The 24,064-nt window shown below is 68.4% G+C and carries 17 protein-coding genes; 9 read left to right on the forward strand and 8 right to left on the reverse strand.

From position 1 onward, the window contains the following. Nucleotides 1-89: 89 nt before the first annotated feature. Nucleotides 90-1,673 carry a hypothetical protein gene (locus MYSTI_RS13320; RefSeq protein ID WP_015348280.1) on the forward strand — a complete coding sequence of 528 codons (1,584 nt, stop codon included), beginning with the start codon at nucleotides 90-92 and terminating at the stop codon, nucleotides 1,671-1,673. A 70-nt stretch (nucleotides 1,674-1,743) separates the two neighbouring features. Here the strand turns inward: MYSTI_RS13320 and MYSTI_RS13325 are convergent, their stop codons facing one another. After that, the gene (locus MYSTI_RS13325) at nucleotides 1,744-3,267 is read right to left on the reverse strand and encodes a hypothetical protein (protein ID WP_169558633.1); all 1,524 of its coding nucleotides are present in this window, start codon (nucleotides 3,265-3,267) and stop codon (nucleotides 1,744-1,746) included. Nucleotides 3,268-3,622: 355 nt separating this feature from the next. On the opposite strand from MYSTI_RS13325, the gene MYSTI_RS13330 reads away from it, so the two are divergent. From MYSTI_RS13330 to MYSTI_RS13345, 4 genes are all read left to right on the forward strand, one after another. Continuing rightward, nucleotides 3,623-4,930 (forward strand): hypothetical protein, encoded by a 1,308-nt coding sequence (locus MYSTI_RS13330; RefSeq protein WP_015348282.1) that lies wholly within the window; start codon nucleotides 3,623-3,625, stop codon nucleotides 4,928-4,930. Between the two features lie 342 nt (nucleotides 4,931-5,272). After that, nucleotides 5,273-6,211, forward strand: coding sequence for a hypothetical protein (locus tag MYSTI_RS13335; RefSeq protein ID WP_015348283.1), 939 nt, complete (start codon nucleotides 5,273-5,275; stop codon nucleotides 6,209-6,211). Between the two features lie 95 nt (nucleotides 6,212-6,306). Next, a complete protein-coding gene (locus tag MYSTI_RS13340; RefSeq protein ID WP_015348284.1) occupies nucleotides 6,307-6,849 on the forward strand; it encodes a hypothetical protein in 543 nt (180 codons plus the stop codon). A gap of 99 nt (nucleotides 6,850-6,948) precedes the next feature. Beyond that, complete coding sequence (locus MYSTI_RS13345; RefSeq protein ID WP_044279737.1) at nucleotides 6,949-7,233, forward strand: PTS sugar transporter subunit IIB; 285 nt, start codon at nucleotides 6,949-6,951, stop codon at nucleotides 7,231-7,233. 93 nt (nucleotides 7,234-7,326) lie between these two features. On the opposite strand, the gene MYSTI_RS13350 is transcribed toward MYSTI_RS13345, so the two are convergent. From MYSTI_RS13350 to MYSTI_RS13380, 7 genes are all read right to left on the reverse strand, one after another. Then, nucleotides 7,327-8,001: a hypothetical protein gene (locus MYSTI_RS13350; protein ID WP_015348286.1), complete on the reverse strand. Its 675-nt coding sequence runs from the start codon at nucleotides 7,999-8,001 to the stop codon at nucleotides 7,327-7,329. 523 nt (nucleotides 8,002-8,524) lie between these two features. Beyond that, nucleotides 8,525-9,490, reverse strand: a complete 966-nt coding sequence (locus tag MYSTI_RS13355; RefSeq protein WP_015348287.1) for a VWA domain-containing protein — start codon at nucleotides 9,488-9,490, stop codon at nucleotides 8,525-8,527. Nucleotides 9,491-9,557: 67 nt separating this feature from the next. Beyond that, nucleotides 9,558-11,801: an RCC1 domain-containing protein gene (locus MYSTI_RS13360; protein WP_015348288.1), complete on the reverse strand. Its 2,244-nt coding sequence runs from the start codon at nucleotides 11,799-11,801 to the stop codon at nucleotides 9,558-9,560. Nucleotides 11,802-11,825: 24 nt separating this feature from the next. Continuing rightward, nucleotides 11,826-12,974: a hypothetical protein gene (locus MYSTI_RS13365; protein ID WP_015348289.1), complete on the reverse strand. Its 1,149-nt coding sequence runs from the start codon at nucleotides 12,972-12,974 to the stop codon at nucleotides 11,826-11,828. Further along, nucleotides 12,971-13,300: a hypothetical protein gene (locus MYSTI_RS13370; RefSeq protein ID WP_144370072.1), complete on the reverse strand. Its 330-nt coding sequence runs from the start codon at nucleotides 13,298-13,300 to the stop codon at nucleotides 12,971-12,973. Before MYSTI_RS13370 ends, MYSTI_RS13365 begins: the two co-directional genes overlap by 4 nt. An 87-nt stretch (nucleotides 13,301-13,387) precedes the next feature. Continuing rightward, complete coding sequence (locus tag MYSTI_RS13375; protein ID WP_015348291.1) at nucleotides 13,388-14,212, reverse strand: hypothetical protein; 825 nt, start codon at nucleotides 14,210-14,212, stop codon at nucleotides 13,388-13,390. A gap of 93 nt (nucleotides 14,213-14,305) precedes the next feature. Then, the gene (locus MYSTI_RS13380) at nucleotides 14,306-15,568 is read right to left on the reverse strand and encodes a hypothetical protein (RefSeq protein WP_044279741.1); all 1,263 of its coding nucleotides are present in this window, start codon (nucleotides 15,566-15,568) and stop codon (nucleotides 14,306-14,308) included. A gap of 720 nt (nucleotides 15,569-16,288) precedes the next feature. Here MYSTI_RS13380 and MYSTI_RS13385 point away from each other — a divergent pair. From MYSTI_RS13385 to purL, 4 genes are all read left to right on the forward strand, one after another. Then, a complete protein-coding gene (locus tag MYSTI_RS13385) occupies nucleotides 16,289-17,827 on the forward strand; it encodes a hypothetical protein (protein ID WP_015348293.1) in 1,539 nt (512 codons plus the stop codon). An 11-nt stretch (nucleotides 17,828-17,838) separates the two neighbouring features. After that, a complete protein-coding gene (locus MYSTI_RS13390; protein WP_015348294.1) occupies nucleotides 17,839-18,678 on the forward strand; it encodes a metal-dependent hydrolase in 840 nt (279 codons plus the stop codon). 102 nt (nucleotides 18,679-18,780) lie between these two features. Then, complete coding sequence (locus tag MYSTI_RS13395) at nucleotides 18,781-19,965, forward strand: NAD-dependent epimerase/dehydratase family protein (protein ID WP_015348295.1); 1,185 nt, start codon at nucleotides 18,781-18,783, stop codon at nucleotides 19,963-19,965. A gap of 176 nt (nucleotides 19,966-20,141) precedes the next feature. Next, nucleotides 20,142-24,053 carry a phosphoribosylformylglycinamidine synthase gene (gene purL / locus MYSTI_RS13400; protein WP_015348296.1) on the forward strand — a complete coding sequence of 1,304 codons (3,912 nt, stop codon included), beginning with the start codon at nucleotides 20,142-20,144 and terminating at the stop codon, nucleotides 24,051-24,053. Nucleotides 24,054-24,064 lie beyond the last annotated feature (11 nt).

A 24,064-nucleotide genomic window follows, 5' to 3' on the forward strand; every position in this document is an offset into this window, starting at 1 on the left:
GCCGACGCGTTGCGCATTGAGTTGCAACAGAATTCCAATGGTGAATACCGCGCGGTCTCATGCAGCCAGGTGCTGCGACAAGGAGACGTATGCGGAAGCTGTCCAAGACAGGCGTCCTGTTGTTCGGAGCACTGGTCTCGGGGTGTGCGGGAGGGGAGCGGGAGCCGTCCGTCGAGTCGACTCGACAGGCCGTCCTCTCCCCGGAGCTCGCGGCGTCGCTCGCCTGTGTCGAGACGTATGTCGACGCGGAGACGTGCGACTGGCCTCACTGGAGTGAGCTGTGGGAGACGTGCAGGACGCACGAGCACCCGGTGCTCGAGGATGGCCGCTTCCTCGACGCGGTGCAGTCAGGGGCCTGCACGGCGGCGAACTGGCCCTCGCTGCGCGAGCAGCTCGTCAACCCGAGCCCGACGCCCGTCCGCCTGCGCGAAAGCTGTGACGCGACCTCCCTGGTGATTCAGGAGGCCGTGCTCGATGGCTGCTACTCGGTCGTGCAAGGCGCTGGCGCCTCATTTGTCGAAGTGCCGCTCGGCAAGACAGTGACGCTCCACGCGGGCGCGAACTGCACTGGCGCCTCGGTCTCCGCCCAGGAGGACATGAATCTCTGTGAGACCTCATTCGACACGGGCGTGAGCGCGGACGGCAACGTGGGCTCGTTCAGGATCCAGGACGTCGTGGCCCCGCCTTCGGCCTACAACTACGACTGCGCGCCGGACGAGTTGGAGTGTGTCGAGAACTACAACGACAGACGGGGCGCCATCAACAAGCCGCACACCGTGAAGCTCGTTCGCGTCGTCGTCCCGAACAGGACCACGTTCACGCTGCCCGCCATCGAGGCGAAGGTTGGCGCGCTCTATACGTTCTTCGCCGCCGCCTCCCGGAACCAGGTGAGCCGGATCCCCATGGGGACTCAGGTCGTGAATGTGCCGGGCACGACCTGCGACAAGGCCAAGACCCAGGCCATCGCGGCGGCCCGCTCTTCGGCGTTCATGACCGTGTACATGATGCCGACTGGACTGTGCTCCGCGTCGAGGGCGCGGGAGCGCAGCATCTTCCTCAACGACAACCTGTTCCGGAGCTATGCGCACGAGGCCGGGCATGTCCTGAGCCTCGCGCACGGAAACACGAGGGACCCCGCGACCGGCGACGAGACCGAGTACAACGACGCGAGCACGCACATGGGCCAGTTCACGTCGGACAACTACAACCTTCCGCAGCTGCACTGGCTGGGGTGGACGAGGAAGGAGGAGGTCGTCAAGGTCAACGCGGCCCTCGCGGCGACCCGCGTCACGGAGGTCACCCTCCGCCCCGTGGACCTCAACGAGGACAGCCCCAGCGGCCACAAGCTGGGCGCGGTCTGGGAGTCGCCCGACTCCAAGTTCCGGCTCTTCATCGCCGTCCCGAAGTCGGTCCTCAACGGCGGGAATCAGATCGCCGGAGGGACGGTGATTGTCTACCGAGCCCCCACGTGCAAGCTCGAGGCGGACTGCTCGGGCCCCATCGTCATGGGGACGATGACCCTGGCGCGCTTCGTCGCCACGAACACGAATACCCACGCCGTGTTCGGCAGCCCCATCAAGATCAAGGTGACTGGCTACGAGCGCAAGCCCGTGCAAGTGGGTGGGAAGACGGTCGACGAGTACGCGTGGGTCAAGCTGCAGATCTCGCAGTAACGACGGACCTTCCTCACGACCGGTTCGGGCGGAGGGCGCCAGCCGGTCGTGGGGAAGTCAGGCCCGTGCTTCAGAAGTGGCGCATCACGGCGTCCACATAGGCCTTGCTGCCGGGAATGATGTCCATGGCCTTGTCGGCGACGACGGCGAGATAGGGCGCCTTCTTGAGGTCGATGACACCCGTCGCCCCCGCCTCTCGCAAGGCCTTGGCCGACCCCTCGGGATTCTCCACGACCTCTTTCCTGGGGTCGTTGCTGCTCCAGACCGACACGGGGCCTACCTCTTCGAGCTTGCTGAACAGCTTTGCCCTGTCACCTGGGAGCCGGTCGTAGGGCAGGACGAAGCTCACGGGCGAACCGAACTTCTCCGCCTGTCGAATCATGTCCAACGTCGCCTTGCTGTCCGGCTTGAGGGCCCCCTCTCCCGGGTTGAGGGCGAGGATGGCATTCGGAAAGCGCTTGCGGATCTCCCCACCGAACGCCTCCACTTCGTCGGGCCCCAGATTGAACATCAGCTTCCCATCCGGGATGTTCTTCGCTTGGACCTGGTCCAGCATCTCGAGGTACGCGTCTGCCTTTCCCTGGACGTCGTCAATCTTGACGTCGAGCTTGAGGCCGACGCCCAGCGCCTTGCCCTTCTCGAGCCACTGATCCAAGGAGAGGTGGGTCCCTTCCTCCTTGTCGTCATGGGCCATCTGGAGGTTCCACTTCTCCGGGGGAGTGCCAGGCTTGGCCTGGAGATCTCCCTCGAAGAAGTTGTATTTGGGCTGTTCCCCGAAGGCCTCGGACTGGGTCATCTCCGAGGCCGCCGCCTGGAACTGCTCCTCCGTATTCGTGAGGTGCGCGTTGCTGGCCGCGCTCAGCGGGCTCCCCGCCGTCCAGCGGTTGTTGGGGTCCATCTTGCCCGGCGGCACGCTGGTATCCGGAGGACGGGTCTCGGGGGCCTGGGTTGCATAGTTGATCGGCCTGTACTCCGTCCGCAGCTCCGCCCAGGCCTTGTTCTTGTCGCTGTTCATCAGCTCCTTGACCGTCGCCCCCGCCAGCTTGTCCACCCCCGCGGTCTTGCCCTTGTCCTCTCGCAAGTCCTTCAGGCTGTCATCGAACTGGTTGAGGTCGTTGTCGTTCGGGAGCCCCTGGGCCAGCGCCTGTCCCAGGAAACACAGCCCGTTGGACCCCGCCTTGTCCGCCACTTGCGCCAACCTGTCCAGGGTGTCGCTCGTGATGTTCTTGCCCTTCTTGTCGTCGATGTTGCTCTTGACCCGCTCGCCCAGGGTCAGGCCTATCTCTTGAAGCGTCAGCTTCGAATACGAGAGCAGGTTGTCGACGTAGGCCCGGTCCCCGCCGTGCTGATTCACCAGGTCCAACAGCTTCTGCGACGCGGCAACAGGTCCCCCCGTATTCTGGGCCTCCCTCACCGCGTTGACGTCCGGTGCGAGCTCGGGAGGTGGGGTCAAACCCAGGTCGCCGTACTCGGAGGCGGGCTTGGCCATGGGCTGCGATGCGCTCGCCGCGAGCGGTTCCGCCACGGGCGTTGAGAGCGTCGGCATTCCCGGCGGGGGCCCGGCGGCTGGAATGAACTCATCCTTCGTCGGCATTCCGACGGGTCCTTGAGGCGCCGCGGGCTCCGCGGGCTTCGTTGGCGGGGATTGCACCGGCGTCTGGCTGATTGACGGAGTCGTGCGCCCTGACAGCTTGTCCATCCAACCCATGGTCGAGCTTCTCCTTGCAAATGGGGATGTCTGACTTCGTGGGTGCGGCGGGCCGAAGCCCTTCGATTCCCCTGAGGTCGCCTGGAGCCCCGTGGCGCATTTCCTCCTGATTTTCGTGCACCCGCTCTCAAGTCTCTGGAATCTGGAGGGTCCCCGTCGCGTGATGTCCTGGGCTCGGTGTCTCGGGTGTTGCCGCCGTGTTTCCGCGCCCCCCTGTGCGCAAGGTGCTACACCCGAGGTCATGGCCCGGCCCGTCCCCAGAGCTTCGTACTGTCCCCACTGCAACGCGCCCTTCACCCGCCAGGCCGCTCAAACGCACTACGTCTGCGGCTACTGCGGCCTCTCGTTCGACGTGGATGGCTCGCTCCCGACGGCGCCTGGGCGGCCGCCCGCCGCCCGGAACCAGACGGCGCTGATGGTGGTGGGAGGCGGCGCGGTCGTGATGCTGTTGGGGACGATGGCCGCGATTCTCGCGCTGTCCGCTGGCCCCACGGAGACGCCCGCGCCCAGGCCCAGGCCGCCTCCTCCCGCGGTCGTCACGCCCCCACCCCCGCCCGTCGTCCCTGTTCCCGCGCCCAAGCCCGTCCGCGAGCGCCTCGAATGGACCGAGCGGGACGCGCCCGCCTTCGTGGACGTCAACGGGGATGGGACGGAGGACATCGTCGGCCATGTCCGCCGCCATGACGAGACGGGGATGCGGGAGTACGTCGCCGCGTTCGACGGGCGGACGCTCCAGAAGCTCTGGGAGTCGTTGCCCTCGGAAGGCCCGGATGCCTCGCGCCACACGAAGGTCATCGCCCAGAACGGCCGGCTGGTGATGAGCGAGCAGCGCACCGTGAACCTGCTGGAGCTGGAGACCGGCAAGCGGCTGGGGCGTGTACCGCTGTCGGACTCGCCTCGCCGGCTCTGCATTCCTCCGGGGGACACGACCTCCGTCTGGGTGGAGGTCGTGGACCATCAGCACCTCCTCTTCGACACGCGCACGGCCACCGCGAAGCCCGCGCCTCGGGCACCGAAGGGCTGCCCCACGCCGCCGCTGAGCCCCGAGACGTGCAACATGTCCCGGCCGCCCGAGCACCCCACGTCCTGTGAGCGCTCCAGCTACCCGCCCTCCGACATCCGAGGCTTCTCCACGAAGTACCTCTTCCGCTCGAATGGCTACACGCTGTCACTGGGCACGCGGTGGCCGGGGACACAGGTGCCGCTGGTGGGGCTGTACGCGCCCGGCAACCGCAAGCCGCTGTGGCACGACACGGTGTCCGACAAGGACCCGCTCCTCCTGCGGGACTCCGCGCCGGAGGTGGGGGAGCTGACGAAGGACGCCGTGTACATCGTCTACGCGCTGGAGCAGGGGGGCTTGCAGCTCATCCGGCGAGACCTGCGCACGGGCACCATCGCGTGGGACGTGGCCATCCCCCATTCCCAATCCCTGCCCGCGCTGGCCGCCATCTGGGTCCGAGGCACCCGGGTCTATGTGCCCCACTGGAACCGGCTGCACATCTTCGATGCGACCACGGGGGACCTGCTGGGCGCCATCGGCGGAGGCTGACGCGGCCGTTGACACGTCAGCGATGTCTCATGACGTGTCAGCCCCGCAGCTTGATACGTCTCAGGTCCCGCGGTGCGGGGCTCCTCGGATGACCTCGCCCTGACCTGAGAGTGCCCCGCACGACGCGTCTGTCGGAGCGCGGAGGCCCCGGGTCCACCAGGGGCGTGACGGTGGCTCGTCGGGATGCGACTGGCATTGGCGTTGCAATGTCGCGCCGCATCTCACGGTGAGCCCGTTACGTCGTACCCCTACTTCACCCCGAGAGTGTCAATGGCTGACGCCGTGCGATAAACTCTCGCATGCCGTCGGTGCTTGGCTTTCCATGGGAAGGACCAATCTCAAATGATGGATCAAACTCCGGAATATCAATCCTGTATCCAGGGCTCGGAGAAAGTGTCCTGGCGTCTGGACGAGCTGTTGCCGAAGGACACCGTCCTGGACTTCAGCCGCCGGTTCCTGTCGGACGAGCTGACGGGGGCGGAAGCGATTCCCTTCCTGAGCGCGGAGGAGCGGCTGATGCTGAATCACATCCGCTCCAACAGCTATGCGCACCTGTTCCTGTTCCTGGAGGAGTACGCGGTGGCCCTGGCCGCCCAGCGCGCCGGGCTGGAGCTGCACGGGAATGCGACGCACATGCGCGCGCTCCTGCGCTTCACGGAGGAGGAGCTGAAGCACCAGCAGCTCTTCGCGCGCTTCACCAGCGCGTTCGCCCGGGGGTTCAAGATCGTCCCCGCGCTGCTCGACAACCACGTCGAGGTGGCGCGGGCCATCATGGCGAAGTCGAACCTGAGCGTGCTCATCTTCAACCTGCACCTGGAGTTGATGACGCAGCAGCACTATCTGGAGATGGTCCGCAACAACAAGACCGAGGTGCTGGACCCGCTGTTCTGCAACATGCTGAAGCACCACTGGCTCGAGGAGGCGCAGCACACCCGGCTGGACTTCCTGGAGGCGCAGAAGATCCTGGCCCGGGAGCCTGGTGCGTTGGATGCGGCCCTCACGGAGTACGCGGAGCTGCTCCAGGCGCTTCGGGCGACGTTGACGGCCCAGCTCGCGTTGGACCTCCAGTCCCTGGAGCGGGCGGTGGGGCGTACGTTCTCGCCGGAGGAGCACAAGTACCTGTCCGAGTCGCAGGAGCGTTCGTATGTCTGGGGCTTCATTGGCATGGGGATGAAGGCGCCCCTCTTCCTCTCGCGCCTGCGTGCGCTGTCTCCCCGCGCTGAGCGGCGCATCATGGAGCTGGCGCCGACGTACTACTGCCACGTGGACGCCGCGGCCTGACGTCCAGCAGGGACGGGACCACGAAGTCGCCGCGAGTCTTCGCTGTGCGCTCGTGGTCCCGGTGGCGTGTTTCAGAATTCCTTTCAGGGAGAGTCATGTCCGTCAAGGAAATCGTTCCAGACTTGCTCAAGCTCATCGCGGATGTCGTTGGGAAGGCGGTCCTGCCCAATGTGTTCACGACGAAGGCGGTCTCGATACAGTTCAACAACTATGGAACCGAGAAGTATGACCTGTGGTACGCCGTGGGCGACAGGTTCGAGTTCATGGGCATCCTGGAGAAGGGGAAGATGCACCTGAACCTGTCCAGGGAGAAGGCCGGCGGGGTCGTGGTCATCTCGAACAAGAAGCGGACGAAGTACGCCATGGTGGTGCCGCTGCATGACTTTGTCATGACGCCTGGCAACCTGACTCCGAGCAGGCGCGGAGTGGGGACGTACTACGTGGAGGTGAACCCGGAGGATGCTTCGGTCTGGGTCCACTACAAGGCGTCCGTGCTGGGGAACAACGGGACGGAGCTGTACAAGTGGGGTGTCGAGCTGGAGATCGAGAAGACGCGGGAGAGTGTCGAGTACCCGTGGAAGAAGGACTTCGCCACCATCGCGCCGTACTTGCGAGACGACGTGAAGGATGAGGAGTAGCCGTCGCTCTCGTGGCTGAAGGGGGCGAGGAGTTGATGGACGGGGTGTCGGCTTCTGCGATAGCCGTCCGTGATGTCACGCGCCAGGCTGGAGGGACGGTTGGTCGATGCTCGAGGCAACCTCATCGGAGGGGTTCGTGTCTCCGAGAAGGGCGGTCGTTGGTCGGGAGATATCGACCTCGGCGGCACGGCCTCGAGCATCGTTTCGCTCTTCACGCGGTTCGAAGAGATGGTGAACGGGCAGATGTTCTCTTTCCTGGACGAGATGGAGGCGGAGATCCGCCAGCTCGGTGTGCGGCTCCTGACCACGGAGGGGACGTCCCTCCCAGTGGATGACCTGCAGATCTACCCAGCGGAGCGTGTGGTTTCGTTCCGAACCCCTTGAGCAGGCTCTCGTCAGCTCCTCGTTCGCGGACACCCCAGATGCCTCACCGCGCATCTCGGATGTCCGCGAAATCGGGCGATGTCGCTGCGTGCTTCAGCGGACGCGTCCGTTGGCGTCAGCGATCCCCGCCTCCCTCAGTGTGGAGACCAGCGAAGCGTTCCCCGGGGTGAGGACGACGGGAATGTCCTGGTTGCCGAGGCGGACGGAGCCTCGGCCCGCGACTCCCGCGGTCTGCTGTGCTCCGGGCATCCCCATCAGCGTGTTGAAGCTGCCCTGGGACGTCGCCACGATTCCCTTGAGGTTTCCCTCGAGCGGGACCTTCTCCCAATGCAACTGCTCATTGTTCGCCTGGATGCCTCCGGTGTTCACCGTGTCGTTGAAGGCCCGGTTGCGGCCTGACTCCGTCTGATGAGACCAGAGCGGGGCCCGGCCCAGCGGGTCATTGCTGGGGAGGCCCGCCTGATGCGTCGGCGTCGAGCCTGGAACCCTGCCCATGTTGTCCGTCGAGGACGCTCGCCATCCATGTTGGGGGTTCTGCAAGACCGTGGGGCTGAGAATCAGCTGCACCTTGCTGTCATTGCTCCCCACGCCATGGCCTTGGGCCTGCCAGGTCGCCTGCTGCGTTCCCACCGCGCGCGTGTAGACCGCCAACGCTCCGCCGCCGTTCTTGTCCGCCTCCCGCGAATAGTTTCCGTCCCTCCCCAGCCTGCTGTAGGCGGAGTTGAGCTGGCCTTGCTGGAGCGCGCTCTGCACGTGCTCCGGGGCCATCCCATGCGTGAGGCACGAGGCGTTGGTGATGTTGAGGTGGGTCTGCGGTCTGCCGGCGCGCGGGGGCGCCAGTGCAGGGCAGGGGCCCTGCGGATGATGGAGGCTCCCAGTCCCCTGCGTAGGGGCGGTCGCCGGCGCCTGGAACGTGCTGACGCCCTGATGGGATTGGAGGGCCGGAGGGGCTGGCTTGGGAATCCTGCTCTGATGGGCGACGTTCGAGAGATCGGGAATCGTCGTCGCGAGGCTCGGAGGAGGACGAGGTCCTTCCGGGCGCGTGCTGATGGGGGGACTGTTGGGCGCTCTGACAGGCTTGGGGATTCGGGTCATGGCTCGGGAGGGTGCTTGGAGTTTCGGCAGCGCACCTACTCCCCACGCCGTCAGCTGTCGGGCAAATCGTCCGCCCCTGCCCGACACGCTGTCTGGTTTTCATTCAAAGGCAGCACTCCGCACCCAAGAGCAAGGCGTGCGGGCGAGACCCGCTATCTCCTTTCAGACAAGCCACCCCTGAGCCGCGCGCGCGTGGCTACTCGCGGACCCCCTGGACCGGCACGAGCGGCCTGGTCGCCGCGGGGCAGCCCCGGCCGAGGTTCCGTTTCACGATGGCGAAGTCCGTGAAGTCCACCACCGCATCGCCATTGAGGTCCGCCCTGGGGTCCGCGGGCGGGACGCTCATCCCATAGTGGGTCATGACGAAGTTGTAGTCCTTCGAGTCGACGCAGCCGTTCGCATCGGTGTCCCCCGGGATGGGCAGGGGGCGCGAGTCATCGATGGGCGTGTACTTGCCCCCCGAGTCCTTCGCCATGCCTCGCATCAACGCGAGGAAGGGATGCTCGCCCGGCTCCGCGGTGGTGGGGGTGAGGGCGATGTGGTTGTAGAAGACATCCGCGTCGAAGACGAGCTGGAAGGGATTGGGGCTGTCGCGCAGCGGGTCCCCCGTCTTGAGCATGTTCCGGACCTTCCACTCCCACGAGTCCTCCTGGAGGTCGGGATACTTCGTGGTGCTGGGGTGGCCGTAACACATCGTCGTCTCGGGCGTGCTGTTCTCCTCGCCATCCGAGATGAGGTGGACGACCTTGCGAGCGTCGACGCCCGGCGCGAACTGGAGCAGCACGTCCGCCGCGTCGCAGACCGACAGCGCGAGCGGCGTCGTGCCCACGCCGGCGCTCAGTCTCCCGAGCGTCGCCAGCGTCGTCGCCCCGTCCTTGAAGTCCTGCTCACGACGGTAGGTGCTGCCCTCGAAGGACCAGACCGCGAACAGCCGGGGCAGGGCATTGGGCATCTGCACGAAGTCCCGGCCTCGCGTCAGCGCCTCTTCGAAGCGCGTCAGCCCGGACGCCCGCGTCGTCCGCATGGAGCCGCTGCGGTCGATCAAGATGACGACGTGCTCCTCGGTGAAGGCCCGCGCCGAGGTGCCCGTCAACACGCACAGCGCGAAGCAGGCACTCGCGAGGATTCGCGAGCCGTGTCGAGTCAGCATGCGAGACAACATGAGCGTCTCCTGTCAGAGGGGTGATGCGGGCAGGACGGGGCCTCCCGTCCCGCGAAACCGTGGCGCTTCAGAACAGCTCCACCCGCACGGGGATGATGCTGTCGTTGCGCGTGCCGTCCCCGAGCTGCCCTTCCGTGTTCGCGCCCCACGCCCAGGTGGTGCCGTCCGAGCGCATCGCCATGGAGTGGTGGTCTCCCGCGATGACGGACACCACGCCGCTCATGCCCGCGACCATCACCGGGACATGGCGGTTGGTGAGCGAGCCGTCCCCAATCTGGCCATCGAAGTTGAAGCCCCACGCGCGCACCGTGCCGTCCGAGCGCAGCGCCAGCGAGTGGTAGTCCCCCGCGGCGATGGACACGACGCCCGTCAGGTTCGACACCGGTCCCGGCGCGTTCAAGCTCGCGAGCGCCCCGTTCCCCAGCTGGCCCGAGCCGTTGTAACCCCAGGACCACACGGTGCCGTCCGAGCGCAGCGCCAGGGAGTGATATCCCCCCGCGGTGATGGCGGTCACCGAGCTCAGGCCCACGGCCTGCACGGGCAGGATGTGCCAGTTGTTCGTCCCGCTCCCAATCTGCCCGTCGAAGTTGTAGCCCCAGGCCCACACCGTGCCGTCGCCGCACAGCGCCAGCGAGTGACTGTGTCCCGCCGCGATGGCGGTCACCCCCGAGAGCCCCGCCACCTGCACGGGCTGGTTCTGGTCCACCGTGCCGCCGTTGCCCAGCTGGCCGTAGCGATTGAACCCCCAGGCCCACACCGTGCCGTCCGTCCGCAGCGCGAGCGAGTGGTACGCCCCCGCGGAGATGGCGGTGATGCCCGACAGGCCGAGGACGCGCACGGGCTGCGACGTGTTGGCGTTCGTCCCATCGCCGACCTCGCCCCGGCTGTTGACGCCCCAGGCCCAGACCGTCGTGTCGCCCTTGAGGACCACCGTGTGCCGGTTCCCGGCGACCACGGACACCGCGCCCGTCAGGCCCGTGAGCGCGGGCGTCAGCTTGTCGGCGCCGATTCCATTGCCCAGCTGCCCGTCCTCGTTGTCGCCCCAGCTCCACACGCGCCCCGCCGAGTCCCGGTAGACCGAGTGCAGCTGTCCCGAGGCCACGCCCGGATTGCCGAGCGTGGTGGTGGCCACCCTCACCGGGGACATCCGAGGCTGGTATGTGCCATCTCCCAGCTGCCCGAAGACATTGTCACCCCAGGACCACACGGTGCCGTCCGCGCGCAGGGTCAGCGAGTGCTTGAAGCCCGCCACCAGGGTGATGCCGCCGCTGAGTCCGGCCTGGATGGGCAGCAGGCTGCTGGTCATGTTCCCGTTGCCCAGCTGGCGATAGCGATTGTCGCCCCACGCCCACACCGCGCCATCCGAGCGGACCGCCAGCGAGTGGTAGTTGCCCGCCACCGCGGCCATGACGTCCGTCAGCCCCACCTGCGCGGGCACGGAGCGCTGGGTCGTCGTCCCATCTCCCAGTTGCCCCATGGTGTTGAGTCCCCACGTCCACGCCGTGCCATTCGAGCGCAAGGCCACACAGTGCGACGCCCCCGCGGAGAGCGTCACCACGCCGGTGAGGCCGAGCACCTGCAAGGGATTGCCGCGTGTCGTCACCGTCCCATCCCCGAGCTGCCCGCTCCGGTTGTCGCCCCATGCCCACACCGTGCCGTCCGCGCGCAGCGCCAGGGTGGTGTTCCCACCCGCCGCCACCGCGATGACCCCCCCGAGCCCCGGCACCTGCACGGGCACGGACGAGCTCCCCGCCGTGAGCGGCCCCAGCTGGCGATAGCGATTGTCGCCCCAGGCCCACACCGTGCCGTCGCTGCGCAGGGCCGCGGAGTGGGCGAACCCGGAGGCGACGGAGAGCACGCCCGACAGGCCCTGCACTTGGACCGGCTCGGCGCTGACCGCCGTGCTCCCCGTGCCCAGCTGCCCCGAATAGTTGTCGCCCCAGGCCCACACCGTGCCGTCGCTGCGCAGCGCCAGGGAGTGAGAGTCCCCCGACGCCACCGCCACCGCGTCCGTGAGGTTCTTCACCTTCACGGGGGTCGGGCTGTTGGTGAACAGGCCATTGCCGAGCTGTCCCTGGCGATTGAAGCCCCACGCCCAGACCGAGCCATCCGAGTGGACCCCCACCGAATGGTATTGCCCCAGCGACAGCCGGGCGACGGAGGCGCGGCCCGCGAGCGCCGCCCGTGTCTGGTCCACCGGAGCCCGGGCCTGGGGGAGGTCCTGTCCACACCCCAGCCACAGGCACACGCCCAGGAAGAGCCCCAGGGGCCAGCGCAACGTCAATGCCAGACGCGATGCAGGTGCGGCCATGGACTCCTCCTGTGACGGGGACCTTCAGCGACGGCACCAGGACTCGCCTTCGGGGTCCTTGCAGCCGTCCACCACCCACCGGGCGATGAGCCGCCGCAGCTCCACGGGGAGCTCCAAGCCCGCCATGGGCATGCCGGGCTTCGCGGCGACGAGCCCGTGCTCGGCCTCCAGGGCGCGCGTCTCCAGCCGGCGCCAGTACTCCTCGCCCGACTTCTTGCGCAGGTAGGCCTTGAGCCCCTCCGCGCTCGCGGTGAAGGCCCCCGCCGCGCGAGGGCTCGTCGCATGGCAGTGCACACACGTGGCATCCCTGAAGAACGGCCCCCAGAGATACGCGAGCATCGCCCGCGGCACCTGGACGGGCACCGCGGAGCGCTCGAGCGAGAGGGCCGCGACGCGGGCGTCCACCTCGCGCTCCTTCTCCTGTCGCAGCTCGCCGAAGAAGCGGTGCAGCAGCTTCGCCTCGTCCAGCGTGAGCGGCACCTCGGGCATCCGCCGGTCTGGATGGGCATACGGCGGCTGCGCGCGGCTGTAGGCGTACGTCCACTCCGGCGTGTAGAGCCCCAGCGCCACCCCGTCCCGGCCCGAGAGCGGCTTGGGGCCCGAGTGACAGGCGGCGCAGCGGGCCGTCCAGAGGGACTCGGCGGTGGCCTTCTCGGCGTGGGTCAGCCGGGCGGGAGGTGGGCCGACAGCCGCGCTGCGCACCGAGAGGAGCTTCGCGATGTCCTTCTCATCCCGCGCCAGGAGCTCCGGGTACGCCATCATCCGGGGCGCGCGGCTTCCTTCCGTGGGCGAGAGCGTGCTGGGGCGCTTCAAGAAGGCCGCCAGTCCCCTCGCGGAGATGCGCGGGATGTCCCGCCCGGGAGGCTGGAGCACCTCGGGCGCGTTCATGTACGACAGCGGCGTGGTGGCCAGGTGCACCAGCTTGTCCTCGCGCACGGGGACGGCGAAGTAGCGCGGGTCTGGCTCCCGCTTCTGCCGCTTGCGCGCGACGTCGTTGATTTCGGCGTGACAGCCGAAGCACTGGCTGTCGGTCCATCGCCCCAGGCCATTGGCGAAGCGCGCCTCGGGCTCCGTGCGCCGCGCGGTGTGGCAGCCCGTGCACTCCTGGGCCACGACCCCCTTGGCCCCCGCGAGCCCGCCCCACAGGAGCGCGAGGACCCAGAGTGCCCTCACGGCGCGCTCGCTCCCGGCCGGGTGAGCTTGACGCGCGAGGGGTCCTCATCGGCCGTGGCGAGCCCTTGCATCACCTCGCGGAAGTCCGCGGACGTGGCCTCTCCGGGCAGGCTGTTGCAGGCGCGATAGGCGCCCACCACGGCATAACCAGACACCGTCCAGCTCGTCTGGGAGGCCCCCGTGGGCGGCGGCACCTTGGCGACGATGCACTCCTGGAGCCGCTGCTTGCGCTGCTCGGGTGTCTCCCGCGGATTCGATTCGCTGCCACAGCCCGCGCACGCCATGCATCCAACGAGTCCCATCAGGACCCAGGTCCATCGTGTCATCTGGAAGTCTCCCGAGCGGGGAGCGGCCTGGGGCTCCATGGCCGCTCCCGGCTGCTGATGTGAGGAATCTGGACAGCGGTGGACGTCCTAGCCGAAGTGGATGACCAGCGGCGAGGGCGTGCAGATGGTGGCGGGGTTGGTGGCCGTGGCCGGCGCCATCGTCGCCGTCTGCGCCGCCAGGTCCAGGACGAAGGACCTGATGTAGGCCTCCCAGCCCACCTGCGGGTCCTGCGTGACGAAGAGGGAGGGATTGTTCTGGGCCAGCTTGCTGGACTCGAAGAGCACGTCCCAGCTGTTGCCCGACACGCCGCCGCCAGGCGTCGTCTGGAGCGCTCCGGCCGTCACCAGGGCCTGGTTGATGGCGGGCACGCTCAGGAGCGCGCTGGTGGGCGTGCAGAGCGGCACGGTGGCGCGCAGGGTGATGACCGGGTTGGCGGCGATGTGGGCGCGCACCAGGGCCTCGTCCGTGGGCATGAAGTGGATGCTGAGGCCGCAGACGAGCGGATAGTTGCCGCCGACGATCTTGGGCTTGTAGCTGGCGGGCATTCCGCTCAGCAGGTCCAGGATGCCCTGCGTGGGCTGGCAGGAGCCGGACGACGGAAGCGGCAGCAGCCGCGCGTCGGTGATGCCGTGGCGGGTGATGAAGCCGTTGTAGAGGTCCTGCGTGTGGGCGGTGGGGTGGAGGTTGACGAAGAGCCGCCGCATCCCTCCCACGGTGGCGGTGGAGTCGGTCGCCACCTGCACGTACTGGGTATAGAAGACGGGGCCACGGTTCATGCCCATGTAGGGGATGAACACCATCTCGGACTCGCGGAGGGTGCGCGCGTGGTCCAGTGGGGGCTCCGTCTGGGCAACGGCCGGAGCCGCCAGGAGACAGAGCAGGGCTGAGACAGAGAGCGGAAGCAATCGCATGGAAGAGTGGGGTCGGGTTGGAGGAGGGAGGACAGGGGCGGGAGCCCACACGAAGCGGGCCCCCGCCCCCGAGAATCGAGCGAGCGTCTGCGATTACGGCTGGCCCAGCAGGGCGCGGCAGCCCGCGTCCTCCATGTTCCAGTTGACGCGGCCCATCTCGAAGCCGTCCTTCAGGCACGTGACGTTCAGGTTCGTCTTGACCTGGAAGTCGGTGGGGCCGGGGTTGTACTGCAGGTAGATGGTCTCGTTGCGCTCGAGGATGAGCTTCTCGTAGTTGGCGCGCAGGGTGAAGATGGAGTTGGTCTGGTTGGAGACCTGGCCGTTGACCGGCGTCGTGTAGCGGCGGACCTCGTTGAAGAGCTCGTCCTGGAGGCGGTTCTGGACGGCGTTCACGACGTTGATGAAGTTGGCGTCATTGGGCGCGGTGGGACCCCAGACATTGTTGTTGAGGTACTCGATGCGGATGCCGCAGGTGTTCTCCGCGGAGCAGGTGACCAGGCGCTCGAAGAAGCCGCGGACCTCGATGTCCACGCAGGAGCGCAGGTGGAAGGCGGCGAAGGTGCTGGCCTGCTCGAAGAGCGAACGCCAGTTCACCGTGAAGCGCGCCTGACGGGTGAGGTTGTGGGTCTTGATGTCCCAGTCAATCTGCGCCGTCATGATGTTGTCCCATTGCGCGCCGGTGGCCATCAGCGTGCGGAGCTGAGGCGTCCACCCGGGCAGCGTGGTCGCCTGGAAGGCGATGTCCTGGGCCACGACGCTACCACCGAGGGTAGGCATCGTGTTGAACTTATACATCACGTTCGTGTCGAGGTCGTAGGGCTGGGTGGGGTCGATGCGCGTGAAGCACTTGGGCACGCGCACGTCACGGCCGTTGACGACGATGATTTCAAACTGGCAATCCACCTCCACGCGGCCGTTGGGCGGCGCATAGCCGGAGAGCAGGAATTGGGTGGTGGACCGCGCCGCCGGAGCGGGGGCGATCTGGAAGCCCTTGGCGGCGGCCTCCTGGGACAGCTTGTTCAGCGCGCCCAGGTCGCTGGTGGTGGAGAAGGAGCCACCCAGGTTCGCCAGCTCCAGGCCGGCGAAGTAGCCGAACGTGGGGACGAACGCGGTCGCCTGGAAGCGCGGGATGGGGCTGGGCGTCGACGGGGACTGCACCGCGACACCGCCACGGCGGGGGACATAATAGACGAGGTTGAGATTGTCCGTGTCACCCAGGAGGGTGAACGCGTCCTGGACCTGGGGAGAGAAGTGCTGCGACACGGGCCGGGCGGACGGCGACATCGGCGCCGCCAGGGCTTGGGTCGCGGTGAAAGACAGCGCGGCGACGGCTGCTGCTGAGAGGAGCTTCTTCATGTGCTGACATTCCTTTGCGTGGCATGAGGAATGGAGGGCACACCTCTCCCGTGCCTGCGCGCCAATGGCTCGCAAACCCAATACGGGCGTACCGGTCCCCACGGAATGTCCGTGTGGAGCCGAGGCCGGGTTCCAGTGCGATGCGGCGGGATTCCCCCCCTTGCCCAAGAGACCTCGAGAGGTCTTGGACAATCGCATCCTAGTGAAGCCCGCAAGGACTGCCAGTGCGGGCTTCGTGAATTCGACTTTGTCTTGGAATGTTGCTCCATGGGTGAAGCGCGTCTGCCATTTATTGGGGGTTCCCGAGGGGTCCAGGGGGGCTGAAGGCTGCGATTGAGCTGTGAATGACAGTTCGATGGAGGTGCGGAAGGAGGGGGCTTGGGTGCGCGCCGGCGGGCCGAGGACGTGGGCAGGGAGGTCGTGGACTCCGATTTGCCGCGTCACGACACGGTGCGTCCGAGTCGAGGGCGTGCGCGCCGCTGGGAGTAGAAGTCTCTCGTCTTGCTGCCTGCCCTGCGCTCCGCGTGTGGTGACCCACATCGTCGCCTGGACGCGGAGTGGGGGAGTGAGACGCATGAGTCGCGCGTCACCCGTGGGGATGGGCCGGCGCGCTGTAGCGAAGGACGCAACACATCACCACCGCGCGGTGGAAGTGTCCGCTACACTGCGGGGCCAATGCAGTGGGTCACCTCACCGGTGGGCTTGCGCGGGACACGTGCCATGGACGGCTCTGGTTCCTTTCCTTCCTTCGCCCTTCGCGGTGGCGAGGACGCGGTTGCCCGGGTTCGGGAGTCGATGGCGTACAAGTTCCCGCACTTCTCGCCGGTGGCGCGTCACGCGCTCGCCACGCTGGTGGGGCTCTGCGACGGCTGGCAGCGGACCTTCCCCTCGGCCAGGCCCTCCGGCGTGGTGCCGGAGCTGACGACGTGGGAGCGCTTCCTCTCCACCGAGCCGCGCTCGCGCCGCATCATGATGACGGTGCAGCCGCTCGGTGTGGACACCTCGGGGGGCCTCTGGGTCCCGGCGCTGCTGGGGCAGGTGGCTCGGTGGCACCGCGACACGCGAGGGCTGCGGCACCAGCAGCCCACGGACGTCTGGGTGGCGGGGCTGGGCCGCGAGGGCATGGATGCCCGCCAGCGCGTGTCCGATGACAGCGTGCTCACGGTGGCCGTCACCTCGGAGGAGGGGGGCTTGCGGCTCATGCGACTGCCCCTGGAGGACGCGGCGCTGACGGTGGGCGCGGTGGCCTCTCGGCTGGCGGCGACGGTGCCCTGCTCGCTGGCGGAGGCGCGCCGGGCCGGGCTGCATCCCCAGGTGGTGGTGGACGCCGCGGGGCGGGGCTCGAGCGCCTGGACCTCTCATCTGTTGACGTCCAGCGCGTGGATGGGGGCGCGGGTGGAGCCCGTGACGGGCTCGCTGGAGCTGGCGTTCGACCATCTCGTGATGGACGGCTCCGCGATGATGGAGGTGTCGAGGGCCGTGGGGCTCGCGATGCCGCTCCGGGCCAAGGGCTACGGCGTGGGGGAGTGGCTCACGGGCACCGAGGAGCCGACGCCGCTGCTGCGCGTGGAGCTTCCCGAGCACATCGACTTCCGCAACCTCGCGTGCGCCGCGCTGGAGGCGCTGGCTCGCTCACACGCGGGGCTCCTGCGCGGGGAGAACCCCACCATGCTGGTGCCGGTGCTGCCCGACGCGCCGGCGTCCTTTCCCCGTCCGTGGCGGCGCATCCGCATCGCGGTGATTCCGTCGCGCACGCGGGAAGGGCCCGTGACTCCGGCCCAGGTCTCCGCGCTGCTCGAGCGCACGCGCGGTGAGGGAGGGATGCTGGATGACATCTTCTCCACGCTGTACTCCCCGTCGCTGCCCTGGTGGATGCCGTCGCTCACCACGCACGGCTTCGCCTTCACGCCGGGCCTGCGGCAGGTGGCCGCGGCGCTGTGCGGCAACGCGCTGCTGTCGAAAATCACCCTCCAGGTGGAGGACGAAGCGACCCTGGAGCGGCACCCACCCCTCTTCTTCAACACCATGAGGCCGCTGCCCGCGGTCGGCGGCGGCGTGTCCCTGTGCGTGACGGAGGTGCTGTGCGCGACGCGCAAGGGCGTGCGCAAGCGCTTCTTCGGCGCTATCGCTGGGAGCGGCCCCTTCACCGGCCGGGAGCGACTCGCCGCGTTTCGCGCGGAGCTCGAGCGTGAGGTGAACCGTCGCGTTCGTCCGCAGGTCCTGCCTTTCCCCGTGCCCGCCGTCCCCTCCGGCGGTTGAAAGTCCCCCTCATGGTCAATCCCCCTGACCCTGGCCGAATCGTTCCAAGATTGAATGTGAAGTTCTCGTTCGATTCCACGTTCCCTCGCGTGTGGCATCACAACGGCTTGGGGTCCACTCACCTCTGGAACGGGCTGAACATGCTCTTCCCGGAGGGCGAGCGTTTCTTCGTCCGCAGCGTCAATCACTATCTCCCCTCGCTGAGTGACGCACCGGAGCTTCGCGCCCAGGTCAAGGCGTTCTTCGCCCAGGAAGGCAAACACGCCCGCGAGCACCAGGACTACATCGAGCTGCTCGAGTCGCAAGGGTTTGTCGTCACCGGCTTCATGCGTGCCTATCACCGCATCGTCTGGGTTTTCATCTTCCGCACCTTCCCGCCCGCCTTGCGTCTGTCCATCACCGCCGCGCTGGAGCACTACACCGCCATCATGGGCGAGAACACGCTGACGCTGGGGGTCTTCGCGGACGGGCATCCGGCGATGCGTGAGCTCATCGAGTGGCATGCGGCGGAGGAGATAGAGCACAAGGCGGTGGCCTTCGACGTGCTCCAGAAGGTGGCGCCGGGCTACGCGCTGCGGGTGGTGGGGATGCTCGCCGGCATCGTCGCGCTGTTCGGTTTCTGGTTCGCCGCGACGCTGACGCTGCTTCGGCAGGAGCGCGGGCTGGGATGGATGGGCATCTGGCGGGAGCTGCGCCGAGCGCACCGGAAGGACCCGGTGCTGGTGCGGGTCCTCTGGCGGGGCCTGGGGGAGTATCTGCGGCCGTCGTTCCATCCGCTGGACAATGACAACCTGGACCTCGCGCGAGCGCACCTGTCGCGGTTCGACACACCGCGTGCAGAAGCCGCGTGACGGATTCGCGCGGAGGCTCCACGGCCCGGGAATGAATCAGGGGAGAGGACGTTGTGGCGGGCGTCCCCCCTGCGTCGCACCTCGGCCCCTGGAGCCGTTGTCATGAAGACCTCGCGTAGGAAGTTCCTGCAGTATTCCGCCGCGGGAGCGTCGTTGCTGGCGCTCCCCTCCGAAACATTCGCCGCGCCCAAGAAGGGCGCGAAGAAGCGCATCCTCATCCTCGGGGGCACGGGCTTCCTGGGGCCCGCCGTGGTGGAGGCCGCGCGTGCCCGGGGCCACACGCTCACGCTCTTCAACCGAGGCAAGACGCGCCCGGAGCTCTTCCCCGGCGTGGAGAAGCTGCGGGGAGACCGGGACCCCAACAAGGACGAGGGCCTCAAGGCGTTGCAGGGCCGCAAGTGGGACGCGGTGGTGGACACGTCGGGCTACTACCCGCGCATGGTGAAGGCGTCGGCGTCGCTGCTGGCGCCCCACGTGAAGCAGTATGTCTTCATCTCCAGCGTGTCCGCGTACGCCAGCGACAAGACGCCGGGCGAGGACGAGTCAGGCCCGACGGCGACGCTCGCGGACCCCACCGTGGAGACGATGGGCAAGGAGTTCGAGTTCTACGGCGGTCTCAAGCGGGCGTGCGAAGAAGCCGCGGAGGCGGCCATGCCCGGGCGCGTGACGAACGTTCGTCCGGGCTACATCGTCGGACCGGATGACCGCTCGGACCGGTTCACGTACTGGCCGGTGCGCTTCGACAAGGGCGGGGAGATGCTGGCGCCCGGGACACCCAAGGACCCGCTGCAGGTCATCGACGCGCGAGACCTGGCCGAGTGGCTGGTGCTGCTCATCGAGGGCCAGGTGAATGGCGTCTTCAACGCGGTGGGGCCCGGAGAGGCGTGGTCGATGGGCGCGATGCTCGACACGTGTCGCAAGGTGACGGGCAAGGACACGAAGGTGACGTGGGTGCCGGCGGACTTCCTGGAGAAGCAAGGTGAGACGGGCGACGTGCGGCTCCCCATCTACATGCCGCCCACGGGCACCAGCGCGGGCACGCACCTGCGCAGCAACGCGAAGGCCGTGAAGACGGGCCTGAAGTTCCGTCCGGTGGACGTCACCGTCCGCGACACGCTGGCGTACTTCAAGGGGCTGCCCGAGGAGCGCCGCAGCAAGGCCCGCGCGGGACTCCCGGCCGAGCGCGAGGCGGAGCTGCTGGCGCTGTGGCACAAGGCCCAGGAGGCGAAGCCCGCGGCCCCGACGGCCCCCGCGCCCGTGCCCGCTGCTTCCAGCAAGGGCGGGTAGTTGCCGTCTTTCCGCAGCTCTCGGGAGCGCCGAGCAAGCTCTGACGTGTGAGGGGCTCCTACCGTGGCCCCTGTTTGACTGGACAGCGAGCGGACAGGGACGAACTCTGTCCTTCCGCTCGCGATTCGCGGTGATAAGGACGCCCCGGCTGTTACCCAGGGCCACCCCCAATCCCCATGTCCAGCATGCACTTCCTGCGCGGCGCTCCTGTCCTCTCTGAATTCCGGCTCGCGAAGCTGCTCGCACAGTGCCGCGAGCAGGTGCCCTCCGTGTCGTCCGTCTACGCGGAGCACGTGCACTTCCTCGACGCGCCGGAGCCTCTCTCGGCGGACGAGCAGGCGATGCTCGGCCGTCTCCTGGAGTACGGCCCGAAGGTGCCCTCGGGCGAGCGCGCGGGCAGCCTGCTCCTGGTCGTCCCCCGGCCGGGCACCATCTCCCCGTGGTCCTCGAAGGCGACCGACATCGCCCACAACTGCGGCCTGGGCGCGAAGGTGCGCCGCATGGAGCGCGGCACCGCGTACTACGTCGCGGGGCCGGGCGGCGCGGCGCTGGACGCGGCGCAGGTGGAGCGCCTCCAGCCGGTGCTGCACGACCGGATGACGCAGGCGGTGCTGGGGCGGATGGAGGACGCGGCCGTCCTCTTCTCCGAGCACGCTCCGCGCCCGCTCACCACGGTGGACATCCTGGGCGGTGGCCGAGGGGCGCTGGCGACGGCGAACCGTGAGCTGGGCCTGGCCCTGGCGGATGATGAGATCGACTACCTGGTCGCGCGCTTCCTCGAGCTGAAGCGCAACCCGACGGACGTCGAGCTGATGATGTTCGCGCAGGCCAACAGCGAGCACTGCCGGCACAAGATCTTCAACGCGAGCTGGACGCTGGATGGCAAGCCGCAGGAGCGCTCGCTCTTCCAGGCCATCAAGAACACCTACGCGAAGCACAAGGAGGGCGTGCTCTCCGCGTACAAGGACAACGCGGCGGTCATCGAGGGCTTCGAGGTGGACCGCTTCTTCCCGGACGCCGACTCCGGCGAGTGGAAGACGGTGCGCGAGCCGGCGCACATCATGATCAAGGTGGAGACGCACAACCACCCGACGGCGATTTCACCGTACCCGGGCGCGGCCACGGGCGCGGGCGGCGAGATTCGCGACGAGGGGGCCACCGGCCGAGGCGCGAAGCCCAAGGCGGGCCTGACGGGCTTCACCGTCAGCCACCTGCGCATCCCGGGCTTCCCCCAGCCGTGGGAGCAGGCCTACGGCAAGCCGGACCGCATCGTCTCCGCGCTGGACATCATGATTGACGGGCCGCTGGGCGGCGCCGCGTTCAACAACGAGTTCGGCCGCCCCAACCTCAACGGCTACTTCCGCAGCTTCGAGTCGCAGGTCGCCACGCCCGAGGGCGTGGAGGTGCGCGGCTACCACAAGCCCATCATGATTGCCGGTGGGCTCGGCAACATCCGCGCGCCGCACGTGCAGAAGGGGCAGTTGCGGCCGGGAGACAAGCTCATCGTCCTGGGCGGGCCGTCCATGCTCATCGGCCTGGGCGGTGGCGCGGCGTCCTCCATGGCGCAGGGCACGAGCGCGGCGGACCTCGACTTCGCCTCCGTGCAGCGCGACAACGCGGAGATGGAGCGGCGCTGCCAGCAGGTCATCGACCTGTGCTGCGCGCTGGGCGACAAGAACCCCATCCGCTCCATCCACGACGTGGGCGCGGGCGGCCTGTCCAACGCGCTGCCGGAACTGGCGCACGACAACGCGCTGGGCGGCACGCTGGAGCTGCGCGCGGTGCCCAACGCCGAGCCCGGCATGTCCCCGCTCGAAATCTGGTGCAACGAGGCGCAGGAGCGCTACGTGCTGGGCGTCGCGCCCGAGGACCTGCCTCGCTTCGCGGCCTTCTGTGAGCGCGAGCGCGCGCCATTCGCGGTGCTGGGTGACGCCACCGAGTCCCAGGTCCTGAAGCTGTCCGACGCGCGGCTGGGCACGCCGCCCATCGACCTGCCGATGGACGTGCTCTTCGGCAAGCCGCCGCGCATGCACCGCGACGCGACGTCGCGTCCGCTCGCGCTGGCCCCGCTGTCGCTGCCCGGCGACGTGAAGTCCATGGCCGAGCGCGTGCTGAGCCACCCGACGGTGGCGGACAAGTCCTTCCTCATCACCATCGGCGACCGCTCGGTGTCGGGCCTGGTGGCCAGAGACCAGATGGTGGGCCCGTGGCAGGTCGCCGTTGCGGACTGCGCGGTGACGCTCTCCACCGTGACGAGCACCACCGGCGAGGCGATGTCCATGGGCGAGCGCACGCCGCTGGCCGTGGTGGACGCGGCCGCCTCCGCGCGCATGGCGGTGGGCGAGGCGCTGACGAACATCGCCGCGGCGCGCATCGGCAAGCTGTCCGACGTGAAGCTGTCCGCGAACTGGATGGCTGCGGCCGGCAGCCCTGGCGAGGACGCGCAGCTCTACGCCGCCGTCCACGCGGTGGGCATGGAGCTGTGCCCCGCGCTGGGCCTCACGATTCCAGTGGGCAAGGACTCGATGTCCATGCGCACAGTCTGGCAGGACGGCGGTGAGCGCAAGGCCGTGACGTCTCCGGTGTCGCTCATCATCTCCGCGTTCGCCCCCGTCGTGGACGTGCGCCAGTCGCTCACGCCGCAGCTGGTGGACGTGGCCGAGGACACGCGCCTCGTCTTCATCGACCTGGCGCGCGGCAAGCAGCGACTGGGCGGCTCCGTGCTCGCGCAGACCCACGCGCAGATGGGCCCGGACGTGCCGGACGTGGAGGACCCCGCGCTGCTCAGCGGCTTCTTCGCGGCGGTGCAGACGCTCAACGCCGAGGGCAAGCTCCTGGCCTACCACGACCGCTCCGACGGCGGCCTGTGGGCCACGCTCTGCGAGATGGCCTTCGCGGGCCACTGCGGCGTCGACGTGGACCTCGCGGGCCTGGGCGGAAACGCCGTGGCGGCCCTCTTCAACGAGGAGCTGGGCGCGGTGGTGCAGGTGCGCGCCTCGGATGTGGCGCGCGTGCGCGAGGTGCTGGGCCAGCAAGGGCTGGGGAAGGACTGCCACGAGCTGGGGCGGCCCACGGCCTCGCTGGACGTGCGCGTCCGTCAGGGCACCCAGGTGCTGCTGAGCGAGGGCACCATGGACCTGCGGCGCATCTGGTCCCGCGTCAGCTACGAGCTCCAGAAGCTGCGCGACAACCCCACCTGCGCGGAGCAGGAGTTCGCGGCCAAGTGCGACGCGACGGACCCGGGCCTGTCGCCCCGGCTGACGTTCGACGCCTCGGTGGACGTGGCCGCGCCCTTCGTGGCGAAGGGCGCGCGGCCTCGCGTGGCGGTGCTGCGCGAGCAGGGCGTCAACAGCCAGCAGGAGATGGCGGCGGCCTTCACTCGCGCGGGCTTCCTGGCGGTGGATGTCCACATGAGCGACATCCTCGCCGGCCGCGTGTCGCTGAAGGACTTCCACGGCGTGCTGGCGTGTGGCGGCTTCTCCTACGGCGACGTGATGGGCGCGGGGGGCGGCTGGGCGAAGTCCATCCTCTTCAACCCGCGCGCCCGCGACGAGTTCGCGGCCTTCTTCGCGCGCCCGGACAGCTTCGGCCTGGGCATCTGCAACGGCTGCCAGATGATGTCGGGCCTGAAGGACATCATCCCCGGCGCGGAGCACTTCCCGCGCTTCGTACGCAACGCCTCCGAGCAGTACGAGGCTCGGCTGGGGACGGTGGAGATTGCCCGCACCCCGTCGCTCTTCTACCAGGGCATGGAGGGCAGCCGGATGCTCATCGCCGTGGCGCACGGCGAGGGCCGCGCGGAGTTCTCCGAGGAGGCCGAGGGTGTTCGCGTGAATGACTCGGGCTTCATCACCACGCGCTGGGTGGACAACCGGGGCCAGATTGCCTCGGCGTACCCCTCCAACCCGAACGGCTCGCCCCATGGCATCGCCGGCGTGACGACGCGCGACGGACGCTTCACGGTGACGATGCCGCATCCGGAGCGCGTCCACCGGACGGTGCAGTACTCCTGGCGGCCCCGTGAGTGGACGGCCGACGAGGGGCCCTGGATGCGCATGTTCCGCAACGCTCGCGCCTGGCTGGGCTGAGCGCGGGGGGG

The sequence above is a fragment of the Myxococcus stipitatus DSM 14675 genome (assembly GCF_000331735.1).
In the GTDB taxonomy this organism is placed as follows: Bacteria; Myxococcota; Myxococcia; order Myxococcales; family Myxococcaceae; genus Myxococcus; species Myxococcus stipitatus.